Annotated in this window: 20 protein-coding genes; 9 read left to right on the top strand and 11 right to left on the bottom strand. The window is 59.2% G+C overall.

Annotated elements, in window-relative coordinates:
- The first annotated feature begins 75 nt into the window (after window positions 1-75).
- Window positions 76-801, top strand: a complete 726-nt coding sequence (locus tag FPK30_RS03575) for a type 1 glutamine amidotransferase (protein ID WP_144085329.1) — start codon at window positions 76-78, stop codon at window positions 799-801.
- Window positions 802-803: 2 nt separating this feature from the next.
- Here the strand turns inward: FPK30_RS03575 and FPK30_RS03580 are convergent, their stop codons facing one another.
- The 9 genes from FPK30_RS03580 to coaD all read right to left on the bottom strand — a co-directional run bounded on the left by FPK30_RS03580 (window position 804) and on the right by coaD (window position 9,209).
- Window positions 804-2,750 (bottom strand): ABC-F family ATP-binding cassette domain-containing protein, encoded by a 1,947-nt coding sequence (locus tag FPK30_RS03580; RefSeq protein ID WP_144085330.1) that lies wholly within the window; start codon window positions 2,748-2,750, stop codon window positions 804-806.
- 63 nt (window positions 2,751-2,813) lie between these two features.
- Window positions 2,814-3,473, bottom strand: a complete 660-nt coding sequence (locus tag FPK30_RS03585; protein ID WP_144085331.1) for a sugar O-acetyltransferase — start codon at window positions 3,471-3,473, stop codon at window positions 2,814-2,816.
- Between the two features lie 30 nt (window positions 3,474-3,503).
- Window positions 3,504-4,058, bottom strand: coding sequence for an acetolactate synthase small subunit (gene ilvN / locus FPK30_RS03590; protein WP_144085332.1), 555 nt, complete (start codon window positions 4,056-4,058; stop codon window positions 3,504-3,506).
- 14 nt (window positions 4,059-4,072) lie between these two features.
- Entirely contained in the window at window positions 4,073-6,013 is a 1,941-nt protein-coding gene (locus FPK30_RS03595) for an acetolactate synthase large subunit (RefSeq protein ID WP_144085333.1), read from the bottom strand.
- A gap of 217 nt (window positions 6,014-6,230) precedes the next feature.
- Window positions 6,231-6,992, bottom strand: coding sequence for a ribonuclease III (gene rnc, locus FPK30_RS03600; RefSeq protein ID WP_144085551.1), 762 nt, complete (start codon window positions 6,990-6,992; stop codon window positions 6,231-6,233).
- 142 nt (window positions 6,993-7,134) lie between these two features.
- Window positions 7,135-7,329 carry a 50S ribosomal protein L32 gene (gene rpmF / locus FPK30_RS03605; RefSeq protein ID WP_015021378.1) on the bottom strand — a complete coding sequence of 65 codons (195 nt, stop codon included), beginning with the start codon at window positions 7,327-7,329 and terminating at the stop codon, window positions 7,135-7,137.
- 64 nt (window positions 7,330-7,393) lie between these two features.
- Window positions 7,394-8,014 carry a YceD family protein gene (locus FPK30_RS03610; RefSeq protein ID WP_144085334.1) on the bottom strand — a complete coding sequence of 207 codons (621 nt, stop codon included), beginning with the start codon at window positions 8,012-8,014 and terminating at the stop codon, window positions 7,394-7,396.
- Entirely contained in the window at window positions 8,011-8,703 is a 693-nt protein-coding gene (locus FPK30_RS03615; protein ID WP_144085335.1) for an SPFH domain-containing protein, read from the bottom strand. The genes FPK30_RS03610 and FPK30_RS03615 overlap by 4 nt, the downstream gene beginning before the upstream one ends.
- On the bottom strand, window positions 8,700-9,209 hold the full coding sequence (gene coaD / locus FPK30_RS03620; RefSeq protein WP_045923959.1) for a pantetheine-phosphate adenylyltransferase: 510 nt from the start codon (window positions 9,207-9,209) through the stop codon (window positions 8,700-8,702). The genes FPK30_RS03615 and coaD overlap by 4 nt, the downstream gene beginning before the upstream one ends.
- A 62-nt stretch (window positions 9,210-9,271) precedes the next feature.
- Between coaD and FPK30_RS03625 the strand changes: the two genes are divergently transcribed.
- Window positions 9,272-9,583, top strand: coding sequence for a DUF3039 domain-containing protein (locus tag FPK30_RS03625; protein WP_024627652.1), 312 nt, complete (start codon window positions 9,272-9,274; stop codon window positions 9,581-9,583).
- A 25-nt stretch (window positions 9,584-9,608) separates the two neighbouring features.
- On the opposite strand, the gene FPK30_RS03630 is transcribed toward FPK30_RS03625, so the two are convergent.
- Complete coding sequence (locus FPK30_RS03630; protein WP_144085336.1) at window positions 9,609-10,628, bottom strand: aldo/keto reductase; 1,020 nt, start codon at window positions 10,626-10,628, stop codon at window positions 9,609-9,611.
- On the bottom strand, window positions 10,628-11,974 hold the full coding sequence (locus FPK30_RS03635; RefSeq protein ID WP_144085337.1) for a nicotinate phosphoribosyltransferase: 1,347 nt from the start codon (window positions 11,972-11,974) through the stop codon (window positions 10,628-10,630). Before FPK30_RS03635 ends, FPK30_RS03630 begins: the two co-directional genes overlap by 1 nt.
- A gap of 106 nt (window positions 11,975-12,080) precedes the next feature.
- On the opposite strand from FPK30_RS03635, the gene FPK30_RS03640 reads away from it, so the two are divergent.
- The 7 genes from FPK30_RS03640 to FPK30_RS03670 all read left to right on the top strand — a co-directional run bounded on the left by FPK30_RS03640 (window position 12,081) and on the right by FPK30_RS03670 (window position 23,970).
- Complete coding sequence (locus tag FPK30_RS03640) at window positions 12,081-12,719, top strand: Pr6Pr family membrane protein (protein ID WP_186279360.1); 639 nt, start codon at window positions 12,081-12,083, stop codon at window positions 12,717-12,719.
- A gap of 66 nt (window positions 12,720-12,785) precedes the next feature.
- Entirely contained in the window at window positions 12,786-13,550 is a 765-nt protein-coding gene (rph, locus tag FPK30_RS03645) for a ribonuclease PH (protein WP_015021386.1), read from the top strand.
- A 35-nt stretch (window positions 13,551-13,585) separates the two neighbouring features.
- Window positions 13,586-14,272 carry an RdgB/HAM1 family non-canonical purine NTP pyrophosphatase gene (gene rdgB / locus FPK30_RS03650; RefSeq protein ID WP_144085338.1) on the top strand — a complete coding sequence of 229 codons (687 nt, stop codon included), beginning with the start codon at window positions 13,586-13,588 and terminating at the stop codon, window positions 14,270-14,272.
- Between the two features lie 176 nt (window positions 14,273-14,448).
- A complete protein-coding gene (locus FPK30_RS03655) occupies window positions 14,449-17,403 on the top strand; it encodes a hypothetical protein (RefSeq protein WP_144085339.1) in 2,955 nt (984 codons plus the stop codon).
- Window positions 17,404-17,792: 389 nt separating this feature from the next.
- Window positions 17,793-20,696, top strand: a complete 2,904-nt coding sequence (locus tag FPK30_RS03660; protein WP_232345828.1) for a hypothetical protein — start codon at window positions 17,793-17,795, stop codon at window positions 20,694-20,696.
- Between the two features lie 49 nt (window positions 20,697-20,745).
- Window positions 20,746-21,039 (top strand): hypothetical protein, encoded by a 294-nt coding sequence (locus tag FPK30_RS03665; RefSeq protein WP_143243343.1) that lies wholly within the window; start codon window positions 20,746-20,748, stop codon window positions 21,037-21,039.
- A gap of 69 nt (window positions 21,040-21,108) precedes the next feature.
- Window positions 21,109-23,970, top strand: coding sequence for a hypothetical protein (locus tag FPK30_RS03670; protein ID WP_260804400.1), 2,862 nt, complete (start codon window positions 21,109-21,111; stop codon window positions 23,968-23,970).
- The last annotated feature ends 1,035 nt before the right edge of the window (window positions 23,971-25,005 follow it).

The raw sequence follows: 25,005 nt of genomic DNA on the forward strand, positions 1-25,005 counted from the left end.
AGGCTTGCTGACCGTCCAAGAGGAAATGCCGAGCCTGCAGACCCGGTCCGGCGGCATGTGTGCAAGAATGGAATCATGGCGAAACCAAGGGTGCTGATAGTCCAGCATGTGGATTGGGAGAAGCCGGGTCGCATTCTCGACAACCTCCAGGAGTGCGGGCTGGACACCGAGATCACCAATATCGTGGACGAGAAGAAGCCCAAGCTGCCGCGCTCGCGTGAGTTGGCGGGACTGGTCATCATGGGCGGGCCCATGTCGGCTGACGATTACGCGCATCACCCTGGACTCAAGGCTGAGACCAAGCTGGCCAAGGCGGCAATGGCTGCCAACAAGCCCATTCTGGGGATTTGCCTGGGTCATCAGATTCTGGCGCGGGCCCTGGGCGGCACCCTGATGCGGGACCAGGAGCCCGAATACGGCATGGGGCCCATCCGGTGGGTGGGGCAGGACGACGACGTGGCCATGTGGAGCAAGAACACAGATGTGCTGCACTGGCACGCCGACCAGGTCACCCTCCCGCCGGGGGCCAAGCTCCTGGCCCGCTCCCAGGCAACCAAGGTTCAGGCTTTTCGGCTTGGATCAGCCTTGGGCCTGCAGTTCCACCTGGAGGTGACGGCGCCCATTTTCGAGGAGTGGATGCAGGTGCCGAGCATGGTCGGCACGATGAAGAAGTCCAAGATCGCTAAAATGCGCGACGATTTTATGAAAGGGATGCCGCAGATGCAGCCCCTGGCCGATGCCATCTTTTCTGCCTTTGCGGCCAGGTGCTCAACCCAGGCCGCCCAGCTGGCCGCTGCCTGAGGCTACTCCAGCTCCTCCCCGATGGTCAGCCACTCCTCCTCAAGCTGGTCCGACTGCTCGGTCAGATCCTTGAGTTTGCTGTTGAGCTCGTTGAGACCCTGATAGTCGCTGGGGTCATGCTCAGCCATCTGTCGTTCAAGATCCTTGCGTTGATCAGCCAGTTTGGCCAGCTTGCGCTCGATGGCAGAGGCCTGCTTGCTCAGATTTCGCTTGGCAACACGTTCGGCCTTGGCCTGGTTGTGATTCCCGGTCTCCTTGGCTGATGCCTGATCCGGTGCATCAGCAGCTTCCCGGTCGGCCGACTCGACCATGTCCAGGTAGTCCTGGACACCGCCGGGCAGGTGAACCACCTTGCCGTTGATCAGCGCGAACTGCTGGTCGGTCACCCGCTCCAGCAGGTAGCGGTCGTGGGAGACCACGATCAGAGTGCCCGGCCATGAATCCAGCATGTCTTCCATGACGGCCAGCATGTCGGTATCCAGGTCGTTGCCTGGCTCGTCCATGACCAGCACGTTGGGCTCGTTCAGCAGGATGAGCAGGAGCTGCATGCGGCGCTTCTGTCCGCCAGAGAGGTCGCCGATCCTGGTCATCAGCTGGGAGCTTTCAAAGCCCAAGCGCTCCATCAGTTGGCTCGGGGACACCTCCTTGCCCTCCACCAGATAGGTGGGCTTGTAGCGGCTAAGGACCTCTTTGATCCGATAGCGGCCCAGCTTCTCCAGTTCATCCAGACGCTGGGTCAGCACCGCGAAGCGGACCGTCTTGCCCACCTTGACGTGTCCTGCTGTGGGAGCCACGCTGCCGTCAATCAGACCCAGCAGAGTGGACTTGCCAGCTCCGTTGGCGCCTACGATGCCAAACCGGTCGCCAGGGCCGATCAGCCAGGTCACATCGTCCAGGACTTTGTGTCCGCTGATGGTCAGGGTGTCGGCCGCTGCAGTGCCCGGACGGTCCTTGCCGGGATCGGCGGCCACGGTCACCGAGCCCATCAGAGGCCGTTCGGCATGGGGGGAGGGGACCCGGTCGTTCTGGTTTCCGTCGGCATCAGAGTCGGCCCCTGGATAGATCTTGGTCACGTCGACCAGGTCCACCACCTGCTTGCCCAGGCGGGAGGTGGCCATCCGCTTAAGCTCCAGGCTGTTGCGCATGGGTGGCACGTCGGCGATCAGCTCCTGCGCGGCCTTGACATGGAACTTCTGCTTGGTCGAGCGGGCCCGGGCGCCTCGGGTCAGCCAGGCCAGTTCCTTGCGGGCCAGGTTGCGGCGCTTGGTCTCGGCCAGATCAGCCTGGCGCTCGCGTTCCACCCGCTGGAGCATGTAGGCGCTGTAGCCGCCCTCGAAGGGGTCGATGGTTCCGTCATGCACCTCCCACATGGAGGTGCAGACTTCGTCCAGGAACCAGCGGTCGTGGGTGACCAGCAGGAGGGCTCCGGAATTCTTGGCCCAGCGGTTCTTCAGATGCTCGGCCAGCCAGTGTATGGTGAGCAGATCCAGATGATTGGTCGGCTCATCCAGGGCCAGGATGTCCCAATCCTGAAGCAGCAGCCGGGCCAGATCCACCCTGCGGCGCTGACCGCCTGACAGGGTGCCCACCTTGGCCTCCAGCTCCATGCCCCCCAGAAGGGACTCGACGATCTCGCGGGATCTGGGGTCGGCAGCCCATTCGTAGTCTTGTCGATTCTCCAGGGCCGCCTTGCGGACCGTGTCCTCGTCCTTCAGGGGATCACGTTGGTCCAACATGCCAAAGGTGAGTCCATTGCGCATGGTCACCCGGCCCTGGTCAGGTTCCTGGCTGCCTTTCAGCAGGTGCAGCAGGGTGGACTTGCCGTCGCCGTTTCGGCCCACGATGCCGATCCGATCACCCTCGAAGATGCCCTGCGTCACATCCGTAAAGATGGTTTTGGTGGCGAAGGATAGAGCGACGTGTTCCAGACCGAGATCATAGATGGGCATGATTCCCCAATCTACCGCCAACCTTGGATGGAATGAGCTGTGGGCTTTCCAGAGGGAGGGGGTTTATTGGTCCTGGTCGTTCTCCTGGTCACGTTGACGAATTCTGTCCAGGTAACCGGTTCCGTCCGCATCGGTGATAGGTCGCAGGACGGTGCAGGGGTTGCCGACCGCAACTACCTGATCCGGTATGTCATGGGTGACGACAGACCCCGCTCCGATGACGGCCCCACGGCCAATCCGCACTCCTCCCAGGACGACCACGTGGCCACCCAGCCAGGCACCCTGGCAGATTTCGATGGGTCGGGCCTGGCAGGCGCCAGCCTTCCGTTCCTCATAGTCCAGGGCATGGTTGGTGCAGAAGAGCCCTGCGCCGGGGCCTATCCACACGTTCCTGCCTATGGTGATCGGAGCGTTGTCCAGCATGACGGCTCCATAATTGATCAGCGTCTGGCTGCCAATTCGTATGTTGCAACCGACTTCGCATCTGAAGTCGGGATTGATGACGACATCCTGCTCTACCCGGCCCAGCAGGTCTTCCAGAATCCGTCGGCGTTCCTGCTTCTGTCCGGGGCCGGTCCTGTTGTATTCAAGGAAGAGATTCTCGGCCCGTTCCCTTTGGCGATCGATGTCGGGATGGGTGTCCTGATAGACCTGGCCGGATACCATCCGCTCCCATTCGATTCGGCCGGTCCGGCTCATTCCCGCCGTCACATCGTCAGTCATGCGCACCGCCTTCCAGGATAACGGGTTGAGTCAGCGGTCGGTGATCTGGGAGCCCAGCACCTTCTCGCTCAGGGCCCGGGGTCCCCGAGTCACGGCCACGGCGCCCGACCTGACCAGCTCGATGATGCCGAAGGGCTGCAGCAACCGCAGCAGGGCTTCCAACTTGCCTTCGGCCCCGGTGGCTTCGATGGTCAGGGACTCGGGGTGGACGTCGACTACGCGTACGCGGAAGAGTTTGACGATCTCCAGCACGTCGGAGCGGTTGCGTTCGTTGGCTTTGACCTTGATCATGACCAGTTCGCGTTCCACGGCCTCGTCGCCCTTGAGTTCGACGATCTTGAGGACATGCAGGAGCTTGTTGAGCTGCTTGATGATCTGTTCCAGAGGGACGGCTTCCACATCTGCTGTGACCGTGATCCGGGAGATGTCGTCTCGCTCAGTGGACGAGACGGACAGGGAGTTGATGTTGAAGGCGCGCCGGGCGAACAGGCCGGCCACCCTTGCCAGGACGCCGGGGCGGTTCTCGACCAGAACGGAAAGGGTGTGCCGTTCGGAACCGGGCTTGGATGCTGGATAATTGGCCATGTGGTGCCCCTTTCCTACTTGTTCATGCGACCGGCGGCGTCGCTGGCCATGGCTGCCCGATCGGCTCCGGTCTGCTCATGCGGCTCGGGCTGCTCCTGCTCAGGACGGATGCCGGCCAGGGGCTGCACGCCCGGCTTGTAGATGATGGTGTCGTTGGAGGCGCCTGCCGGGACCATGGGCCATACCATGGCATCCTTCCAGACGCGGAAGTCGATCAGGACCGGTCGGTCGGTCACTGCGTTGGCCTTATCGATGGCCTCCAGGGCCTGTTCCTGGGTAAAAGCCCGCAGTCCCAGGCAGCCATAGGCCTCGGCCAGTTTGACGAAGTCGGGGATGCCGTTGCCGTCTGTGGGCTTGGCGCCGCCGTCCTCCAGGTTGGTCTGGGAGTAGTGGCTGCCGTAGAAGAGGGTCTGCCACTGACGGACCATGCCGTAGACCGAGTTGTTGAGTATGGCGATGCGGATGGGCAGTCCCGCCTGCCCGGCCGTGGCCAGCTCCTCGGAGGTCATCTGGAAGGAGCCGTCCCCGTCAATCAGCCAGACGGGCCGCGGATCCTCCTCTTCCCTGGTGCCGATGGCTGTTCCTATCGCGGCGGGCAGGCCGTAGCCCATGGTCCCCAGCCCGCAGGAGGAGACCCAGGAGCGGGTGCGTTCGAAGTCGATGAACTGGCTGGCCCACATCTGGTGCTGGCCCACGCCGGATACCCAGATAGTATCCGGATCGGCCTTGTTGCTCAGGGTCTGGACCACCCACTGGGGGGCCAGGGTGCCGTCCGGGCTGGGCTCAAAGGTGGTGGGGTAGTCGTGCCGCCAGCCGTCGATCAGCCGCCACCAGGGCTTGAGGTCGGGCTTGCCCCAGGTGCGTTGGGCCGCCTTGAGCGCCGGGATCAGATCGTCCAGTACCTGGCCCACGTCCCCGACGATGGGTACATCAGCCTGCCGGTTCTTGCCGATTTCGGCCGGGTCGATGTCGATGTGGATGACCCGAGCCACCGGGGCGAAGTCCTCCAGGCTGCCGGTCACCCTGTCGTCGAAGCGAGTGCCCACGGCCACCAGCAGGTCGGAGTGCTGGATGGCCCCGTTGGCGGCCACCGTGCCGTGCATGCCGGGCATTCCCAGAACTGCTGGATCGGAGTCGGGTACGATGCCTCGCGCAGGCAGGGTGGTGACCATGGGGGCACCGGTAGCTCGGACGAGTTCTTGGACCTGCCGACGGGCGTCGGACCGGACTGCGCCGCCGCCCACATAGAGGACCGGTCTGTGCGACTGGACCAGGAGCCGGGCGGCATCGTCCAGGACGTGCCCGTGGGCCCGCGTCACCGGGTTGTAGCCGGGCAGAATCATCTCCTGGGGCCAGGAGTAAAGCATTTTGCCGTTCTGGGCCGTCTTGCTCAGATCCACCACCACCGGGCCGGGCCTTCCCGAGCGGGCGATGTGGTAGGCCTCGGTCATGACACGGGGGATGTCCTGGGCCTTGGTCACCAGATAGGAGTGTTTGGCGACCGGGTAGGTGATGCCCACGATGTCGGCTTCCTGGAAGGCATCGGTGCCGATGGAGTCCACACCCACCTGGCCGGTCACCACTACCAGGGGAACCGAGTCCATCATGGCATCGGCTATGGGGGTGACCATGTTGGTGGCCCCGGGTCCGGAGGTCACCAGGCAGACCCCCACCTTGCCCGTGGAGACGGCGTAGCCCTCGGCTGCGTGGCCGGCTGCCTGCTCGTGGCGGGTCAGTGTGAAGCTGAAGCGCACTTGCTCGTCAATGGCGTCGTAGGCGGGCAGAATAGCGCCTCCTGGAACGCCGAAGACCTGGGTGACACCCAGATCCTCCAGGGACCGAATCAGCGCCTGGGCTCCCGTCATGGGCTCGCCCTGGGCGGGGACATCCTTGTCGTCATGGTCCCAGTTCTTGGGTACCGAGCTGAATGCTTGCAGAGGTGTCGGCAGACTCATGTTTCCTCTCGACCTCCAGACTGCGCGCCGACCTGCGGCCGTGCATGTCGAAATACGAACCTGTCGGAGCGTCGGCGGGGTGGGCGGACGATTCCCGATCAGGAGGAGGCACCTGTGCCGTTCGTGACGGCGTGCCTCCGGGTTATGCCCATAGTCTAAACAGGGGTCTGGTCGGGGCGTTGGCGCAGTACCGCATGCCGGAATTCCGTCTGAGATCTCAGGAGGATTGCTCGGCGCGCAGGGTCGCAAGCAGATCCTGGTCGTCCAGCCGATTCCACCCTTGGGCGGCAGCAGCCAGCTGGGCCTTCCGCTTGCTGCTGGCCTGGCCCTTGCCGATCACGGTCCCGCCGTCCTCCAGGCGCAGTTCGGCGGTGAAGACTTGGGCGTATTCCGGCCCGGAGACCGCCATGGCGTACCGGGGCTCGCCCAGGCCCAGCTTGTGGGCCTTGACGGTGATCGAGGTCTTCCAATCCAGTGCCGGTCCCTCAGTGGCCACTTCGGCCAGGGTGTCGTCAAGAAGGGTATGGACGGTGGTCCTGGCCCCCTCGATGCCGTGCTCCACGAAGACCGACCCGATCAGCGATTCGACGGTGTCGCAGAGTATGGAGTCCTTGTCAGCCCCGCCGTTTTCGCTCTCTCCGCGGCCCAGAAGAATATACCGGCCCAGGTGCAGTTTCTCCCGGGCGATGGCCGACAGGGCCTCCTCGGAGACCGCTTTGGCCCGCATCTTGGCCAACTGGCCCTCGGTCATGTCTGGATGAACCTTGTACAGGGTCTCAGTGGCCACTAATTCCAGAACCGCGTCGCCCAGGAACTCCAGCCGTTCGTTGTTGGGCATGCCCGGGTGCTCATGGGCGAAGGAGCGATGGGTCAGGGCGTGTACCAGCAGCTCCGGGCTGATCCTGCCGCCCAAGGCCTGGAAGAGCTCCTCAGCCGCCTGGTTGCCGGAGTCCACTTGCTCCTGTTCCTCCTGCCGCATGTGGTCTTCCTGATCCTTCCTGGAGTGCCCTGTCTGCATAGCCCTTCTCGCTTTCTCGGCCTTGCCGTCTGATGATATGGAAAAACCCCTGCCACCCGTCGATGGCCGGGGTTTTCTCATTGCGTGTCGATCGCCGATTGGCTCACTTGCTGAACTGCGAGCGAATGGCGTCGCGGTAGACGCGCCCACGGTACATGCCGCAGCTGGGGCATGCCATGTGCGGCAGCGCAGGAGCTCCGCAGTTGGGGCAGGTCACCGTAGCGGCGGCCTGGGTCTTCCAGTTGGCGCGCCGGGAATGGGTGTTGGCGCGCGAGGTCTTGTACTTTGGCAGTGCCATATTGTCCTCTGTTTCGATCGAATACTTCGAGCTTAAGCGTAGAGCAGTCTACCGCAACCTCCGGTCATTCGCCAGCCTGGCCGTTGTTGCCGGGGTTCTCCTCCTGCTCCAGACGCTGCTTGAGTCCCTCCAGGGCCGCCCAGCGGTCGTCCATTATCTCGTGGTGGTGATCGGGATGGTCGTTCAGATCCATGCCGCACTGGGGGCACAGGCCTCGGCAGTCGGGTCGGCACAGGGGTTGCAGGGGCAGGGCCTCCACCAGGGTGTCACGCAGCAGGGCTTCCAAGTCCATGAAAGCGCCCCCGCTGGCCAGAGGATAGGTCTGGCCGCTGGCCTCCTCCTGCTCGGCCAGAATCTCCTCCTTGCCATGGGTTGGCTCCGGTTCGGGATCCTTGTAGGGGAAGAAGACCACCGGATCGTCCTGGATGCTGGTATCCACAGGCCTCAGGCAGCGCGTGCATTCGGTCTTCAGCGGTACGCTGATGTGGGCCTGCAACAAGAGTCCATCCACCAGGGAGTCGATGTCGCCCTCCACATGCACGGGTGTTCCTGCCGGGATGCCCACTACCTGGTCGCCGATGCCCTCCGGAGCTGGAAAATCACGGTCCACCCGGGTGCTCTGCCCTGCCCGCGTTGACACTTGGGCCACTGAAACCGCCCAGGGGGAATCCTCCGGTCTGCTCATCCCTGCGTCTCCTTTCCCTGGTCCGAGACTGACGCGTTCATGCTACGCGCTGCCTCCTGCTCACGCTGCTGGAGAACCTCCAGGCCGGCACGCACATCCTGGCTCATCTTGCCCAGCTGGGTGTCAAGCTCGCCCATGACCTGGGCGGCATACCCATCGGCTCCCTGGACCAGACGGTCTGCCTGGGCCTGGGCCGTGTCGATGATGGTCTGGGCCTTCTGTCGGGCTATGGCCACCACATTCTCCTGGCCGGCCAGGAAGCGGGCCTGCTCGCCGGCCTCCTTGACGATGTCTGCAGCCCGGCTCTGGGCGTCGGACATGGTGGCGTTGGCCTGGGTCTGCGCCGTATTCAGCCTACGCTCCGCCTCCCTCATGAGCGCCGAGGCTCGCTCCAGCTGCACTGGCAGCATTTTCTTGAGCTCGTTGAGGTCGTCGGCCAGCTCGTCTCGGTCAACCTTGACCAGTCCCGGACTGAAAATGGGGGCCTTGGCCTCATCCAGCATGGCCTGGATCCGATCGATGATGTCATAGACGGTGGTGAATTCCGATCGGGGGTTCCCGCTCTCGTTGCGGTCCTCCTGCAGGTCGGGCAGGTCCTTCATGTCGACTGCTGGCTTGGGCGCGCTCGCTCTGGTCGAGTCGTCGATAGGCTCGTCATCGTCCCTTTCCTGGGTCTGCTCGTTCATCATTGGCTCTTTTCCGTGTGCGGTGTGTCCCTGTGCAATGTGTCTATCAGTGCATCCACGACGCTGTCAGGGACCATGCCGGTGATGTCCCCTCCATGTCTGGCTACGTCCTTGACGATGGTGCTGGAGATATGCTCCCGCACCGGATCGGCTGGCAGGAAGAGCGTTTCCACCCCGGACAGCTTGCGATTGACCAGGGCCATGCCCAGCTCGGCCTCATAGTCCCCGTTCTGCCTGAGTCCCTTGACGATGACCGAGGCGCCCACCTTGCGGCAGTAGTCGGTGATCAGGCCGTCGGTAGAGGCTACGGTGATGTTCGGGTATCCGTCCTCGTCCAGGGCCCGGCGGATCATGGCCACCCGCTCCTGTTCGCTGAACATGGGGGTCTTGGCGGCATTGACGGCCACAACCACGTGGACCGTCTCGAAGAAGCAGGCGCAGCGTTCGATCACGTCCATGTGGCCGGAGGTGACCGGATCGTATGAGCCAGGGCATACAGCGATAGTCATGATTCTCAGCGTAGCGCGTCATAGGGAGCGAACGTGCAGCTCGCCGCCGTACCATGGATGTCATGACTGCAAGCAAGAGCATTCGCATGGAGGATCCGGAGCGGGAGCAGAACCCCGACCAGGGCACTGGCACGGCCGTGCTGGATCGTCCGGACACCGAGACCGCCGAGAAAACCCGGCTGAACGATCAGGGCGATGCCGACCGGTTCGCCCACTACGTCTCCCGTGAGCGCATCGCCGAGTCCAAGCTGACCGGCCGACCGGTCGTGGCCCTCTGCGGCAAGGTCTGGGTGCCCAAGCATGACCCCTCCCAGTATCCGGTCTGCCCGGACTGCAAGCGCATCTACGAGCAGATGACCGGCGGCAGCCACTGAGCGCTACTGAACGGTTCAGGCTGCTTCAGGACTGCTTGTCCAAGGCGATCCGGTCGATCATCTCCAGTTCTTCCTGGCTGAAGTCGGCCGACTGGACGGCCTTGAGATTGTCCAGGATCTGCTCGGGCTTGGAGGCGCCGATGAGCACCGAGGTGACAGCGGGGTCCCTGAGCAGCCAGGCCAGGGCCATTTCTGCCAGACTCTGGCCGCGTTGGTGGGCCAGATCGTTCAAATCCTGAATCTGCTTCAGCCGCCGGGGGGTCAACGCAGACTCTTTGAGGAAGCGGCCGTCGGCCCGAATCCGGCTGTCCTCGGGAATCCCGTGCAGGTAGCGATCGGTCAGCAGCCCCTGGGCCAGCGGGCTGAAAGTGATCAGTCCCTTCTTCTCTTTCATCACGGCCTCTTTGAGCCCGTTGTCCTCGATGGTTCTGTCGAAGATGGAGTAGCGGTTCTGGTTGATGACGAAGGGGACGTGCATCTCGGTCAGGATGGCCGCAGCCCGTGCCATGGTCGGCCCGTCGTAGTTGGACAGTCCCAGGTAGAGGGCCTTGCCGCTGGTGACCGCCTGGGCCAGAGCGCCCATGGTCTCTTCAAGAGGCGTGTCCGGGTCGGGGCGGTGGTGGTAGAAGATGTCCACATAGTCAAGTCCCAGCCGTTTCAGGCTCTGGTCCAGTCCGGACAGCAGATGCTTGCGTGAGCCGAGGTTTCCGTAAGGGCCAGGCCACATTTCATAGCCGGCCTTGGTGGAGATGACCAGCTCCTGGCGGTGGCGGCTGAAGCACCGGCGCAGGATGATCCCCATGTTGCGCTCGGCGGCGCCCGGTTCAGGGCCGTAGTTGTCGGCCAGATCGAAGTGGGTGATGCCGTGGTCGAAGGCTGTCGTGCATAGTTCCTGCATACGATCCAGGGGCGTGGTGTCGCCGAAGTTGTGCCAGCAGCCCAGGCAGATGGGCGGCAGTTTCAGACCGCTGTCGCCACAGTGCCGGTAGGTTGTGGCATCGTATCGGCTCGGGTCGGGCTGGTAGGCTTCGGATTGTGTGCTCATCAGATGGTCCTCACTAGGGTGGGCAGGACCGGTTCGCCCTTCATCAGGCTGAGGGCGTTGATGGGCATCTCCTCCAGGGCCTTGGCCCGGTGCTCCCGGGCATCCAGGACTGCCTGCTCGCCTTGGAACTCCGGCCTGCTTTGGCCATGGTCCACGTAGGTGACCAGCAGATCCCGCCAGTCCTGCTGGGGCGTAAAGGCTGCCAGCGCATCCTCAGCACCCGAGATGATGTGCTCGGCATCGGCCACCCCGTTGTGATAGGAGCGGTAGGCCAGCTTGCGTCCCGGCACCGAGGCCTTGCCCACCGACTTCTTGGCGACGGCCTGCATGACCCCGTCGGAGTTCTCGCGCTCGGTCAGCTTGTAGACCATGGCGCACGTGGGGGCTCCCGAACCGGTGACCAGCATGGTGCCCACCCCGTAGGAGTCCACTGGGGCATCCTGCAGGGAGGCGATGGCGTACTCGTCCAGATCATTGGTGACGGTGATGGTGGCCTTGGTGGCTCCCAGGGAGTCCAGTTGGGCGCGGACCTGCTGGGCCAGCGAGCCAAGGTCTCCGGAGTCGATGCGGACCCCGCCCAGCTCTGGTCCGGCCACATCGACGGCTGTCCTGACGGCCTCCTCGATGGAGTAGGTGTCGGTCAGCAGGGTGGTTCCCTTGCCCAAGGCCTGGATCTGCCCCTGGAAGGCCTCGCGTTCATTGTCATGAAGGAGGGTGAATGAATGGGCTGCGGTTCCGATGGCCTTGAAGCCGTATCGCTTGGCCGCCAGCAGGTTTGAGGTCCCTTGGAATCCGCCGACTATGGCCGCTCTGGCTGCTGCCACGGCTGCGTATTCGTTGGCCCGGCGCGCGCCCATGTCCATGCAGGGCCGGCCCTTGGCCGCGGTGACCATACGGGAGGCGGCCGAGGCCACGGCGGAGTCGTAGTTGAGTATGGACAGGATCAGGGTCTCCAGCAGGGTGCACTCGCCGAAGCCGCCTTCGACCTGCAGGATGGGGGAGTCGGGGAAGAATATCTCGCCCTCCCGGTAGCCGCGGATGGTTCCGGTGAAGCGGAAGTGTTCCAGCCAGTCGATGGTGGTCTGGCTGACGATGTGACGGTCGGACAGGAAGCGAAGCTCGTCCTCGCTGAGGTGGAAATCCGCCAGCGCATCCAGAATCCGCCCAGTGCCTGCCACCACTCCGTAGCGGCGCCCCGCCGGCAGGTGCCGAGTGTATACCTCGAAGACGGATCGTCGTCCGGCCGTACCGTCCTGCAAGGCGGCATCCAGCATGGTGTATTCATACATGTCGGTCATCAGAGCCGTAGAGGTTCCGGTGTCCTTGCTATTGTTTTCAGCGTTCATATCTTCCCCTTTGTGGGTGGAAAAGCCCTTGGTTGGCCCCCAGTCTAATCCTCTGCCGACCTACTGGCTCGCCCTGCCCTCCCAAGGTCGGGCTAAGCTGATCCGCATGAGATTCGTCGTGGGCATCTACCGATTGCTGATCGCCTTTTTCTGCCTGGGCGGCACCTACGAGGCCTGGCTGCTGGGAATCGGCAACAAGTGGGTCTATTTTACCTTCCAGACCAATATCGCCCTGGGTCTGGTCATGCTCTGGGCCGGAGCGGCCACCCTGCTCAAGGGCATCCAGCCTCCCGCCTGGCTCAAGGGCTGCCTGACGCTCTACATCGTCATCACCGGGCTGGTGGCCATCCTGGTTCTGGGGCTGAACAGCACGGACTACCAGCTGGTCCTGGGCATCCGGACCACATGGATGATTCACGTCATCAGCCCCATCCTGGCATCGGTGGACTTCCTCTTGTTCGACCCTCATCGTCGTTTCCACTGGCACAACGTGCTGACCTGGCTGATCTATTTCCCCTTCTACGTAGCCTTCGTGCTGATCAGAGCCGCCATCTGGCCTCATTCGGGACCGGAGGCGGGCGGTAACCCTTATCCCTATGCCTTCTTGGACCTCGGGCACTTGGGATGGGCCCAGTTGACGGTCAACCTGGCTGAGTATCTGGTCGTCTTCTTTGCTCTGTCGCTGGTCATCTTCCTGATTGATCGCATCCTGCCGGCCAAGACACCGCTGACCATTGATCGGTAGACGGCTGACGGAATAATAGGGACCAGACCAGGGGAGCCTGGGCGGAACGGGAAAGGATCATCACTGATGGTTGCTATCAAGGACATGCTCCAGGAGGGTGCCGTGCTGCGGCCTGACGGCAGGGCGGCTGATGAGTTGCGACCGGTCGTCATCACCAGGCATTGGACGGAGGCTCCCGAGGGGTCGGTGCTGATCGAGTGCGGCAAGACCAGGGTCATGTGCACGGCTTCCTTTACGCCGACGCTGCCCCGTTGGCGCAAGGACTCCGGCCTGGGCTGGGTCACGGCCGAGTATGCCATGCTCCCCAGGGCCACCAGCGACCGGACTGCACGCGAGTCAGTCCGAGGAAAGGTCGGCGGCCGCACCCAGGAGATCAGCCGGCTGATAGGCCGTTGCCTGCGCGGTGTGGTGGATATGAAGGCCCTAGGCGAGAATCAGATCCAGCTGGACTGCGATGTGCTTCAGGCCGATGGCGGCACCCGTACAGCCTCGGTCACCGGCGCCTATGTGGCCATGGTCGACGCCCTCAGATGGGCCCAGGACCACCATCACATCCGCAGTGCCGACAAGGTGACCAAGGATTGCGTCTCGGCCGTCTCGGTGGGCATCATCGATGGCAAGCCCATGCTTGACCTTCCCTATCTGGAGGACAGCAGGGCCATGACCGATATGAACGTGTCCATGACCGGCTCCGGCGATTTCATAGAGATACAGGGAACGGCGGAGCATCGTCCCTTCAATCGTCAGGAGCTTGGCATCTTGCTGGACCTGGCAACCAAGGGGAACAAGGAGCTTCAGGCCGCTCAGCGCAAGGCTCTGGCATCCGACTGACGTCCGGAACAGGCATTTCAGCGAGGAGGATTGGTATGGGGCAGGCCAGAAAAGTGGTTGTGGCCACGCACAACAAGGGCAAACTAGCTGAGCTTCGTCACATACTCGACGGTTTCCTGGCCGATGAAGGTCAGAAGATTGAGCTGGTTTCGGCGGGGCAGCTTGGATTGCCCGATCCGGTAGAGACCGGCACCACTTTTCAGGAGAACGCCCTTCTCAAGGCTGGGCAGGCCGCTCGGGAGTCAGGCCTGCCCGCGCTGGCGGACGACTCGGGACTGATCGTTGATGTGATGGGCGCCGCCCCGGGGATCCTTTCGGCAAGGTGGAGCGGCCGCCACGGCGATGACCAGGCCAACTTGGAGCTCTTGCTGAACCAGCTGAACGACATTCCCGACAATCACAGGGGAGGTCGGTTTGTCTGTGCTGCCGCCCTGGTCGTTCCGGATGTGCCGGGGTACGCCGTCCGTGGATCTCAAGTGACCAGGGTCGGCGAGATGCCTGGAAGCATCATCCGTCAGGCACGAGGGGACAATGGCTTCGGTTACGACCCGATCTTCGTGCCCCGTGATCAGCCTCGGCGTGTCAGCGACCGGCAGCCGTTGACCTCGGCGGAAATGACCTCGGATGAAAAGAACGCTATTTCACACAGGAGCAAGGCCCTGGCGGCCATCATGCCGATTCTTGTCAGCTGGGTGCTGGGCGACGGCCATATTAGAGGCTGATAAATCCTTATAGATTCCGTACGGCGAACGGTCGTGAAGCGTCGATAATTATGCTCTGAGCGCCCGGTTATGCTTGATTTATGTAAAAAAAACGCGAAGGTGCGATTTTTTTATCTCTGTGATACAGTCGGCGGTATTGGGGACAACTTAAAAACAGAGCTGATCTGTTCTAGCAGATGATTCCATCGGGATTTGGGGGTTTCGTATTGAAGCGATTGCAAGAACGGAACAATAAGGGATCGCTGCACGTGAACCGTTCGATCATCGCCGTTTTGGTAACCCTTCTGGCGACACTGGCCATGGTCGTTCCGCTTGGGCTGAGTGCTCTGTCGGCCAGTCAGGCCAATGCCGTTGATGGACAGGACGAGACGGCGAGCAGGAAGCCTCTGCTCTATAGAATGATGGCCTTCAATGACAGGATCGATACCTATCAGGATGAGCTGCGCATGGACTTCATCCTGCGCGTGAAACACAACGAGTTCAAGCCGGATTGTGTCGACCTTGGTAAGGCAGACACCGGTGGTAAGTCAAATTGCAATTTATCTTTTGTATATCAGTATGTTGGTTCTGATAACCCTGCAGATTATCATCGTGTAAAGTATATAAACACTATAACTCCAGATGATTATCTTGAAAATAACAAAACTGGGTATGCATATGATGGAGCTACAGCGTGGGCTGATAATCATCTGCAGCGCTTTACTGTTCATAAGATAATCAATTCGGGTTTATACGACTACTTGACCATATCTATCGAAGGCGACATGAACATTGCGGATAAGTCTAAAGATCCCGCAAAGTTCGTGGCTGGTGGTCACCCTGAGCCCTTGAATGTCTTTGCTATCGTTGGTGATCAGAATACCATCCTGTCTTGCGGTAGTTCTTCGTGGGCATGGGGTACCGAAACCTGCTCAACTTTCGATCCAGCCTCCATGAGCAACTTGCAGGATAGATATTCAAATATCACCGCGAGTTTATCGAAGGATAAACAGATGAAAGTGTATATGGGTGACTGCTTGGGTAGCGGAGGAGACGACCTGCAATGCAGCGGCCCATATTCCTGGGTTGGGTGGGACAGCAACCCATATCTCTATCGAAACCATCAGGCTAATTGGGGTATGGTGACCGATTATGGTTTTCCGGCTTATAGCGATGGTACGGTTGGAAATATAAATGCCACAGCCCCGGGCACGGCCCCGGCACGGTCTTTCTTCGTGTATTGGATGAACTTGCGTGGTCCAGGCAACAAAACCAATGGCATATGTTCTGAGACCAGTTCCTATTACTATCAGTGGGTGGCTCTTAAGGACAGCCAGTGGGTGCCTGTTAAGGAACTGACTCCTGAGCCGGTCCTGGTGACAGGCCAGCAGCCGAGTCCCAACACTTTGACTACCACCTACGGACTGCAGGGCATGGTCAATACCAATGGCGCTTATAACGTTAATCCGACCGACCCAAAGTATGCGAATACCACCAACGTGCTTTTTGCGACTGATAAGGATGGCAATCCTATGCCTGCTCAGAAGGCTGATGGCGGGATTGATTTCAAGGAGGCCAAGGAGAAGCAGGATCTTGACGGCTATTTCAAGCTGGTGACCTGGCCTGACACCAGGAATTCTGATGGCACGGAATGTACAGCCGTCAGCCCTGAGGTGTACAGCCCCAAGAGCGCTGGTCTTGTGGGGATTGACGATAACATGTCCGCCGCGCAAAAGGATACGAATCTCTCTGCGGGTTGGACGATTGATACTGCTTTTTATAAGTATAATGTGCCGCGTCCTGATGATCCGACGATCACGAAGATCGAGAATGATGGGGATGCCGGTTTGGATGCTTCGGGGAGCGTGTATACGACCAAGCTTGACCCGGTAATCAGTGGTGAGTGCACGCCTTCCAAGGATGACAAGCATCCTAATACGGTTGTTCTGTATGGAGAGGACCCCACCAATCCGATTGCGGATGGGCAGGGCACAAATGGCGATGACCTGGTGAAAAGCTCGGACACGTGGGGGTTCAGGCTGGGGGAAGCTGTTTGCGAGACCGACACTGGCAGCAAGCAGGGAGGGTCCTGGTGGATACAGGACACCAATAAGCAGTATCCGTCGCCGGATCCCGGCAATAAGTACAACAGCTACAGGCGCTATCACGCCTGGGTGGTTGAGTCCACGTCAGGGTTCGGCCTGACCTCCTACTTCTCGAATGTTGGCACGGCTTATTTCGTCTCGGGCGAGAACGTGCCGGATGCGGCCAAGTTCTCGGTGGCGGTGCCCCATACGGTCAACGGGAGCCTGCCTGCGGATTCGGTGGTCACATTCAAGGGTGAGGTGTCGCCTGTGTATACGGCCTGGTCCTCGGGGAAGTTGGGGATGACTGATTCCAAGATGGCCATTTCCATGAAGCAGAACACTGCCTCGGACTGGACCAGCTTGGTAACTACTCCGGCCAACACTTTCCAGAGGGATGCAGCAGTCGGCACCGCATCTTCCATTTCAGATTCTACGACCGGCCTCACGCTTAGCCTGACCAAGACGGCGGCTTCTACCTGGTCCTGGTCGCTGAACATTCCTGCTGACAAGTTCACTGGTTACGACGGTAGCGACGAGACGCAGACCTATGCCTTCCAGGTTGAAATGGTCAACCCGATGAACCTCCGTTCGGGCCCGGCTTCCATCGAGCGGAAGGTCGATATGACGCCCACCACGCTGACCGTTGATCGTCATGATGTCTTCCAGGTGGCCGGCAGGGCCTACAAGTATGTGGACGGGGACAGGAAGATTCCTGAGACCAAGGGGACCATGGTGCATGTGACCTGGCCTGACAATACCGGCACGGATGTGGCTGTGGGGAGCCAGGGCATTTGGCAGGCGGTTCCTCCTGAGGGGATGAAGCAGGGGGATGTCGCCGTCCAGGTGCTTTCGGATGATGCCGAGGGCCCTGACGCGCAGGGCAGGTTCCAGGGCGGGAACCAGTCGGCCTCGGTGTCGCAGGAGCTGGAGTTCCGGCCTTCGACATCCTCCCTGCCGCTTACCGGCGGATGGCCGCTTTCCGTGCTCAAAATCCTGCTGCTGATAGCCCTAGGCCTGGTGGGCTTCGTGGCCTGCCTGAGGAACAAGCAGGAGAGTCGCCACTGACCCTCGCGGCATAAGACAGGGCTCGCACTCATCTCTCCAATTCCATGGAGATGAGCGCGGGCACTGTTTTTTTTTTAATTTCCGTGACGCTGCCGTTGCGTCACTTGCGCCTGCAGCGTGCCCTCCGTAGAAGGCAGCTTGTTGCTTCTCGTTAGCTGATTGCTGGGCCTGGTGGAGTCAAGATTTTGGAAAGCCGCAAAACACCCTATCTGAATCCCAAATCACGCCTTCTATCTCTGTACGATTTGGAGCGGTAATGAAAAATTGAAGATGCATTGTTGTGCTCTATATGCAGTTGTCTTAATTGGGGATAAGTCAAAAGCGGAGTTGATCTGTGCTATCTGGTCTGGGGCATGATTTCATTGTGGTTTGGGGGGGGGGGTATTGTATTGAAGCGTTTGCAGGAACGGAACAATAGGGGATCACTGCATGCACGTCGTTCGATCATCGTCGTTCTGGTAGCCCTTCTGGCGACGCTGGCCATGGTTGTTCCTCTTGGGCTGAGCGCGCTTTCGGCCAGCCAGGCCAATGCCATTGATGGGCAGGATGAGACGGCCAGCAGGAAGCCTTTGCTCTATAGGATGATGGGCTACAACAACAAGGTAGATGCATGGCAGGATGAGCTGCGCATGGATTTCATCCTGCGCGTGAAACACAACGAGTTCGACCCTTCCTGCGCCAATGGTACCGGGGGTGCCGACACCCAGGGCAATTGTAGGTTGGCCTTTGTCTATCAGTACAAAGGCTCAGATAACGCTTCCTATTATCGCAGGATAAAGTATCTGAACACCATAGCTTCAGCATCATCCTCGGATCAGCCCTGGTCGGGAGCCTACAAGTGGGCACAGAACAGGGATGAGTACTTCACCGTGCACACGATAATCAATTCCGGTTTATACGATTATCTGACCGTTTCCATTGAGGGTGATCTGGCGTTCAAGAACTCTGCTGATGTACCTTATTATCAACCTGGTGGTGCCGTCGAACCTCTTAATATCTACGCGGTTGTTGGACAGCAGAACGGGGCATTGTCTTGCCGTAGCCCTGGTAATTCGTGGAACTGGTATAGCGGAATCGATGACTGTACCATTTTTAACCCTGAAACTATGATTAATGCCCCAGATAGGGTATCGAATATTACAGCATCGTTAGCAGCAGATGGTAAGTACATCAAACTATTTATGGGCGACTGCCTGGGCAAAGGTGCTGATCTTCAGTGCAGTGGCCCGTATTCTTGGGTAGGCTGGGATAACAATCCATTACTCTATGGAGGCAATCAGTCCAACTGGGGTATGGTGACCGACTATGGTTTTCCTAACTATTCGAGCCTTGGCACTGGGGCGATCGCCGGCACTGCTCCTGGCACAGCTCCGGCACGGTCATTCTTCGTGTACTGGCTGAATGCTCGTGGCAGCACTGTCTATAACCCGGACGGGATATGTTCTGAAACTAATTCCTATTACTATCAGTGGGTGGCTCTGAAGGATGGCCAATGGGTGCCTGTTGATGAGCTGACTCCCGAGCCGGTCCTGGTGACAGGCCAGCAGCCGTCTCCCAATACGGTCACCACCACGTCAGGCAAGCAATTTCAAGCCTCTAATTATTCGGCTTTCAACGTACCCAAACAGCCGAAAAACCCCAATGAGATGTTTGCTACTGATAAGGATGGCAATCCTATGCCCGCCCAGAAGGCTGATGGCGGGATTGATTTCAAGGAGGCCAAGGCCAAGCAGGATCTTGATGGCTATTTCAAGATGGTCACCTGGCCTGTCACCACGAATAGGGATGGCAGCGCTTGTACCGTCGGTCCTGAAGTGTACAACCCTGAGCGGAAAGGTCTTGTCGGAATACGTGACGGCATGAACAGCTCGGATATAGAACGAAACCTTTCTGCTGGTTGGACGATTAATAGTGCTTTTTACAAGTATGATGTGCCTCGCCCTAAGGATCCGACGATCACCAACATCCAGAATGATGCAGATGGCAGCTTGGATGCTTCGGGGAGCGTGTATACATCGAAGCTTGATCCGGTGGTCAGTGGCGAGTGCACGCCTTCCAAGGATCCTGCGCATCCCAACAAGGTTGTTCTCTACGGGGAGGATCCCGCCAATCCCATCAGTGACGAGCAGAGCCAGAACGGCGGGGACTTGGTGAAGACCGCGGACACGTGGGGGTTCAAGCTTGGTGAAGTTGAGTGCAAGGTCGATCCCAAGAGCAAGCAGGGAGGGTCTTGGCAGATACAGGACACCAACAAGCAATACCCATCGCCGGACCCAGGCAACAAGTATGACGGGTACAGGCGCTATCACGCCTGGGAGATCGAGTCCACGTCCGGTTTCGGCTTGACCTCGTTCTTCTCGAATATCGGCACGGCTTATTTCGTCTCGGGGGAGAACGTGCCGGATGCCAGCAAGTTCTCGGTGACGGTGCCCCATACGGTCAACGGGAGTCTGCCTGAAGGTTCGGTCGTCGTGTTCAAAGGTGAAGTGTCTCCTGTATATACGGCCTGGTCCTCGGGAAAGCTGGGGATGACGGATTCAAGGATGGCCATTTCCATGAAGCAGAAGACCGCCTCGGACTGGACCAGTCTGGTGACTACTCCGGCCAACACCTTCCAGAGGGATGCGGCAGCCGGCACCACGTCTTCCGTCTCGGATTCCACGACGGGCCTCACGCTTAGCTTGACCAAGACGGCGGATTCCAATTGGTCGTGGTCGCTGAATATCCCCGCTGACAAGTTCAGCGGCTACAACGGCGGCGATGAGACTCAGATGTATGACTTTCAGGTTGAGATGATCAACCCGATGAACATCCGTTCGGCCCCGGCATCCATCGAGCGGAAAGTTGACATCACACCGACCACGCTGACCTTGGAGCGGTACGATGTCTTCCAAGTAGCGGGCAAGGCATACAAGTATGTAAACGGTGACACGAAGGTTCCGGAGACCAAGGGGACCGTGGTACATGTGATCTGGCCTGACAATACTGGCACGGATGTGACTGTTGGTGATCAGGGCTTGTGGCAGGCGACCCCTCCTGAGGGCGTCAACCAGGGGCGGTTCACTGCTCAGGTGCTTTCTGATGATGCTGAGAGTGCTGACCCCAAGGGCGGGTTCCAGGGCGGCAATCAGTCGGCTTCGGTGTCGCATGCGTTGGAGTTCCGTCCTTCCAACTCGGCTTTGCCCTTGACCGGCGGCTGGCCGCTTTCCGTGCTCAAAATTCTGCTGCTGGTGGCATTGGGCCTGGCTGGCTTTGTGGCCTGCCTGAGGAACAGGCAGGAAAGCCGGCACTGACCCCGCAGCATACGACAGGGCCCGTGCCCATCTGCAAGCAATTTGGCAGATGAAGGCAGGCCCTGTTTTTCATTCCTGTGCCGCTGCTGCCAAGGCAGTATTCGCCCCCAATCCGGAACGACCCGAAGAAGACAACATATTGCTTCTTACCAGCTGGGTGCTGGTCCTGCATGGTCGAGAACTTGAACCGCCGCAAAACACCCGATTTGAATCCCAGATTTTGCCCTTCATTTCTGTAGCCTTGAAAAGGCAAAGAACAATTTATATGCATTGTTGTGCTCTATGTGCAGTTGCCTTAATTGGGGGTAGGTCAAAAGCAGACTTGATTTGTTCTGGAGCATGATTTCATTGTGGTTTGGGGGGTATTGTATTGAAGCGTTTGCAAGAACGGGGCGCTAAGGGTTCACAAGGTGTGAACCGTCCGATAATTGCCGTTCTGATAACCCTTCTGGCGACGCTGGCCATGGTTGTTCCGTTGGGGCTGAGCGCACTTTCGGCCAATCAGGCCAACGCCATTGATGGGCAGGACGAAACTGCCAGCAGAAAGCCCAAACTCTATAGGATGTTGGGCTACAACAACAAGCTTGATTCCTATCAGGATGAGCTGCGCATGGACTTCATCCTGCGGGTAAAACACAACGAGTTTGACCCTTCTTGTGCCGACGCCACTTCTGGTGCCGATACCAAGGGCAATTGCAATCTGGCCTTTGTCTATCAGTACAAGGGTTCAGATGACACTTCCTTTTATCGCAGGATAAAGTATCTGAACACCATAGCCTCAGCGTCATCCTCGGATCAGCCCTGGTCCGGAGCCTACAAGTGGGCACAAAACCAAGATGAGTACTTCACTGTACACACGATAATCAATTCCGGTTTGTATGATTATTTGACTGTGTCCATTGAGGGTGATCTGGCGCTTAAGAATTCTGCCGATGCGTCATATTACCAACCTGGTGGGGCCAGCGAGCCGGTGAATATCTACGCGGTTGTTGGTAAACAGGACGACGCACTATCCTGCCTGCGCCCTAGCAACTCATGGAGTTGGTCTAGCGGAATCGATAATTGTCGCAATTTTGACCCTGACACCATGATCAATGCGCCGGACAGGGTATCCAACATTACCTCAGCCTTAACGGCCAACGGCAAGAACTTCACCCTGTATATGCAAGAATGCCTGGGCACGGGTGCTGATCTTCAGTGCAGCGGCCCGTATTCTTGGGTTGGCTGGAACAGCAACCCAAATCTCTACGGAGGCAATCAGGCTAATTGGGGCATGGTGACGGATTACGGTTTTCCTGATTATAAGAGCAATGCTACTGGGCCAATCGCCGGTACTGCTCCGGGAACAGCTCCGGCACGGTCGTTCTTCGTGTACTGGCTGAATGTGCGCGGCAGCACTAGAGATAATCCTGATGGCATATGTTCTGAGACCAATTCCTATTATTACCAGTGGGTGGCTCTGAAGGATAGCGAGTGGGTGCCTGTTGATGAGCTGACTCCCGAGCCGATCCTGGTGACAGGCCAGCAGCCGTCTCCCAATACGGTCACCACCACGACTGGCAAGGCGGCCCAAGTCAGCAAGTATTCCGCTTTCAACTTGCCTAAACAGCCGGATAATCCCAATGAGATGTTTGCCACTGACAAGGATGGCAATCCTATGCCTGCTCAGAAGGATGATGGCGGGATTGATTTCAAGGAGGCCAAGGAGAAGCAGGATCTTGACGGCTATTTCAAGATGGTCACCTGGCCTGTCACCACGAACCGGGATGGCAGCGCTTGCACCATCAGCCCTGAAGTGTACAACCCTGATCAGAAGGGCCTCGTAGGAATACGTGACGGCATGAACAGCTCAGATATAGAACGAAATATTTCAGCGGGCTGGACGATCAACAGTGCCTTCTATAAGTATGATGTGCCTCGCCCCGATGATCCAACGATTACGAAGATCGAAAATGACGCCGACAGCGCTTTGGATGCTTCGGGGAGCGTGTATACGTCGAAGCTTGATCCGGTGGTCAGTGGTGAATGCACGCCTTCCAAGGATCCTGCGCGTCCCAACAAGGTTGTTCTCTACGGCGAGGATCCAGCCAATCCGATTGCAGAGGGGCAGGGCACGAATGGCGATGACCTGGTGAAAGCCGCGGACACGTGGGGGTTCAGGCTGGGCGAAGTTGAATGCCAGGTCGATCCCAAGAGCAAGCAGGGAGGGTCCTGGCAGATACAGGACACCAACAAGCTGTATTCGTCGCCGGGCCAAGGCAACAAGTACAGCGGCTACAGGCGTTACCATGCCTGGGTGATCGAGTCTATCTCCGGATTCGGTTTGACCTCCTACTTCTCGAACATCGGGACGGCCTATTTCGTTTCGAGTGAGAATGTGCCGGATGCGAGCAAACTCTCGGTAACTGTGCCTCATACGGTCAACGGGAGCCTGCCGGCGGACTCGGTCGTCGTGTTCAAGGGTGAAGCGTCTCCTGTATATACGGCCTGGTCCTCGGGAGCACTAGGGATGACGGATTCAAGGATGACTGTTTCGATGAAGCAGAAGACCGCCTCGGACTGGACGCCCCTGCTGACCACTCCGGCCAGCACCTTCCAGCGGGATGCAGCAGCCGGCACCACGTCTTCCGTCGCGGATTCCGCAACAGGCCTTACGCTGGGATTGACCAAGACGGCGGCTTCCACCTGGTCTTGGACGCTGAACATCCCTGCTGACAGGTTCAGTGGCTACGACGGCAGCGACAAGACGCAACTGTATGATTTCCGCATTGAAATGGTCAACCCGACGAACATCCGTTCGGACCCGGCATCCATCGAGCGGAAGGTCGACATGACTCCGACTACGCTGACCATTGACCGCCATGACGTCTTCCAGGTGGCAGGCAAAGCCTATAAGTATGTGGATGGGGACAGGAAGGTTCCTGAGACCAAGGGGACCATGGTGCATGTGACCTGGCCCGGCGGCAGCGGCACGGATGTCGTTGTGGGGGATCAGGGTTCATGGCAGGCGACCCCGCCTGAGGGCGTCAATCAGGGGCGGTTCTCTGCTCAGGTGCTTTCGGATGATGCCGAGGGCCCTGATGCCCAGGGCCGGTTCCAGGGCGGGAACCAGTCGGCCTCGGTGTCGCACGCGTTGGAGTTCCGTCCTTCCAACTCGGCTTTGCCTCTTACCGGGGGATGGCCGCTTTCCGTGCTCAAAATCCTGCTGCTGATAGCCCTCGGCCTGGCCGGCTTCGTGGCCTGTCTGAGGAACAGGCAGGAAAGCCGGCACTGACCCCGGCAGCATCAGACAGGACCCGCCCCCGCCCCATGAAGTTGAGAGGATGAGTGGGGGCCCTGCCGCTGCCAGTAACCCCTACCCCTAATTCAGACCGTCCTTAGTCAAGATGGTGGACGGTCGCGAAACACCCTATCTGAATCCCAGATCACGCTTTCAGTCTCGGTACTCTTAAAGCATGTAAAGGGGACAAGAAGATGCCATAAGTGAGGATACGGTACTTGTGCTCCAGGGTTTCGTGGCCTGCACCGGGGACCAATCAAGCGTGCAGTCCATCTGATTCTGGAGATGGTTGCATTGAGGTGTGGGGGGTAGCGTGTTGAACCGATTGCAAGAAGGGGTCAATGAGGGTCCACGGCATGTGGATCGCCCTATAGTGGCTGTTTTGATAACCCTTTTGGCGACGCTGGCCATGGTTGTTCCGCTAGGGCTGAGCGCCCTGTCGGCCAATCAGGCCGATGCCATCGATGGGCAGGGCGGGACGGCCAGCAGGAAGCCTCTGCTCTATAAGATGTTGGCCTACAATGACAAGATTGATTCATACCAGGATGAGCTGCGCATGGACTTCATACTGCGCGTGAGACATAACGATTTCAATCCGCAATGCGTTCCGATGCGTGATACTTCTCCCTATGATTCAGTAAAGTGCAATCTGTCTTTCGCATATCAATATGAAGGAGCGCAAAGTCCGTCCCACTATACCCGGATTCGGTACCTGAATACTATTTCAACAAATCCCAACGACCCCACTGGCGGTGCTGAGCAATGGGCGGAAAATGAGGAGCAGTTCTTTACGGTTCATAAAGTGATCAACTCTGGTTTATATGATTTCCTGGCTGTATCCATAGAGGGTGATTTGTCCTACATGGATACCTCCTTGGATCCGAAATATTATGTGACTGGCGGTTATCCGGAGCCTTTGAACGTCTTCGCAATTGTTGGTCAACAAAACAATACGCTCTCGTGTGGAGGTTCTCCATGGGACTACACTACGAATGACTGCACATCCTTCGATCCGAGCTCTATCGGCAG

Origin of the sequence: Bifidobacterium apousia (assembly GCF_007559275.1) — a bacterium.
In the GTDB taxonomy this organism is placed as follows: Bacteria; Actinomycetota; Actinomycetes; order Actinomycetales; family Bifidobacteriaceae; genus Bombiscardovia; species Bombiscardovia apousia.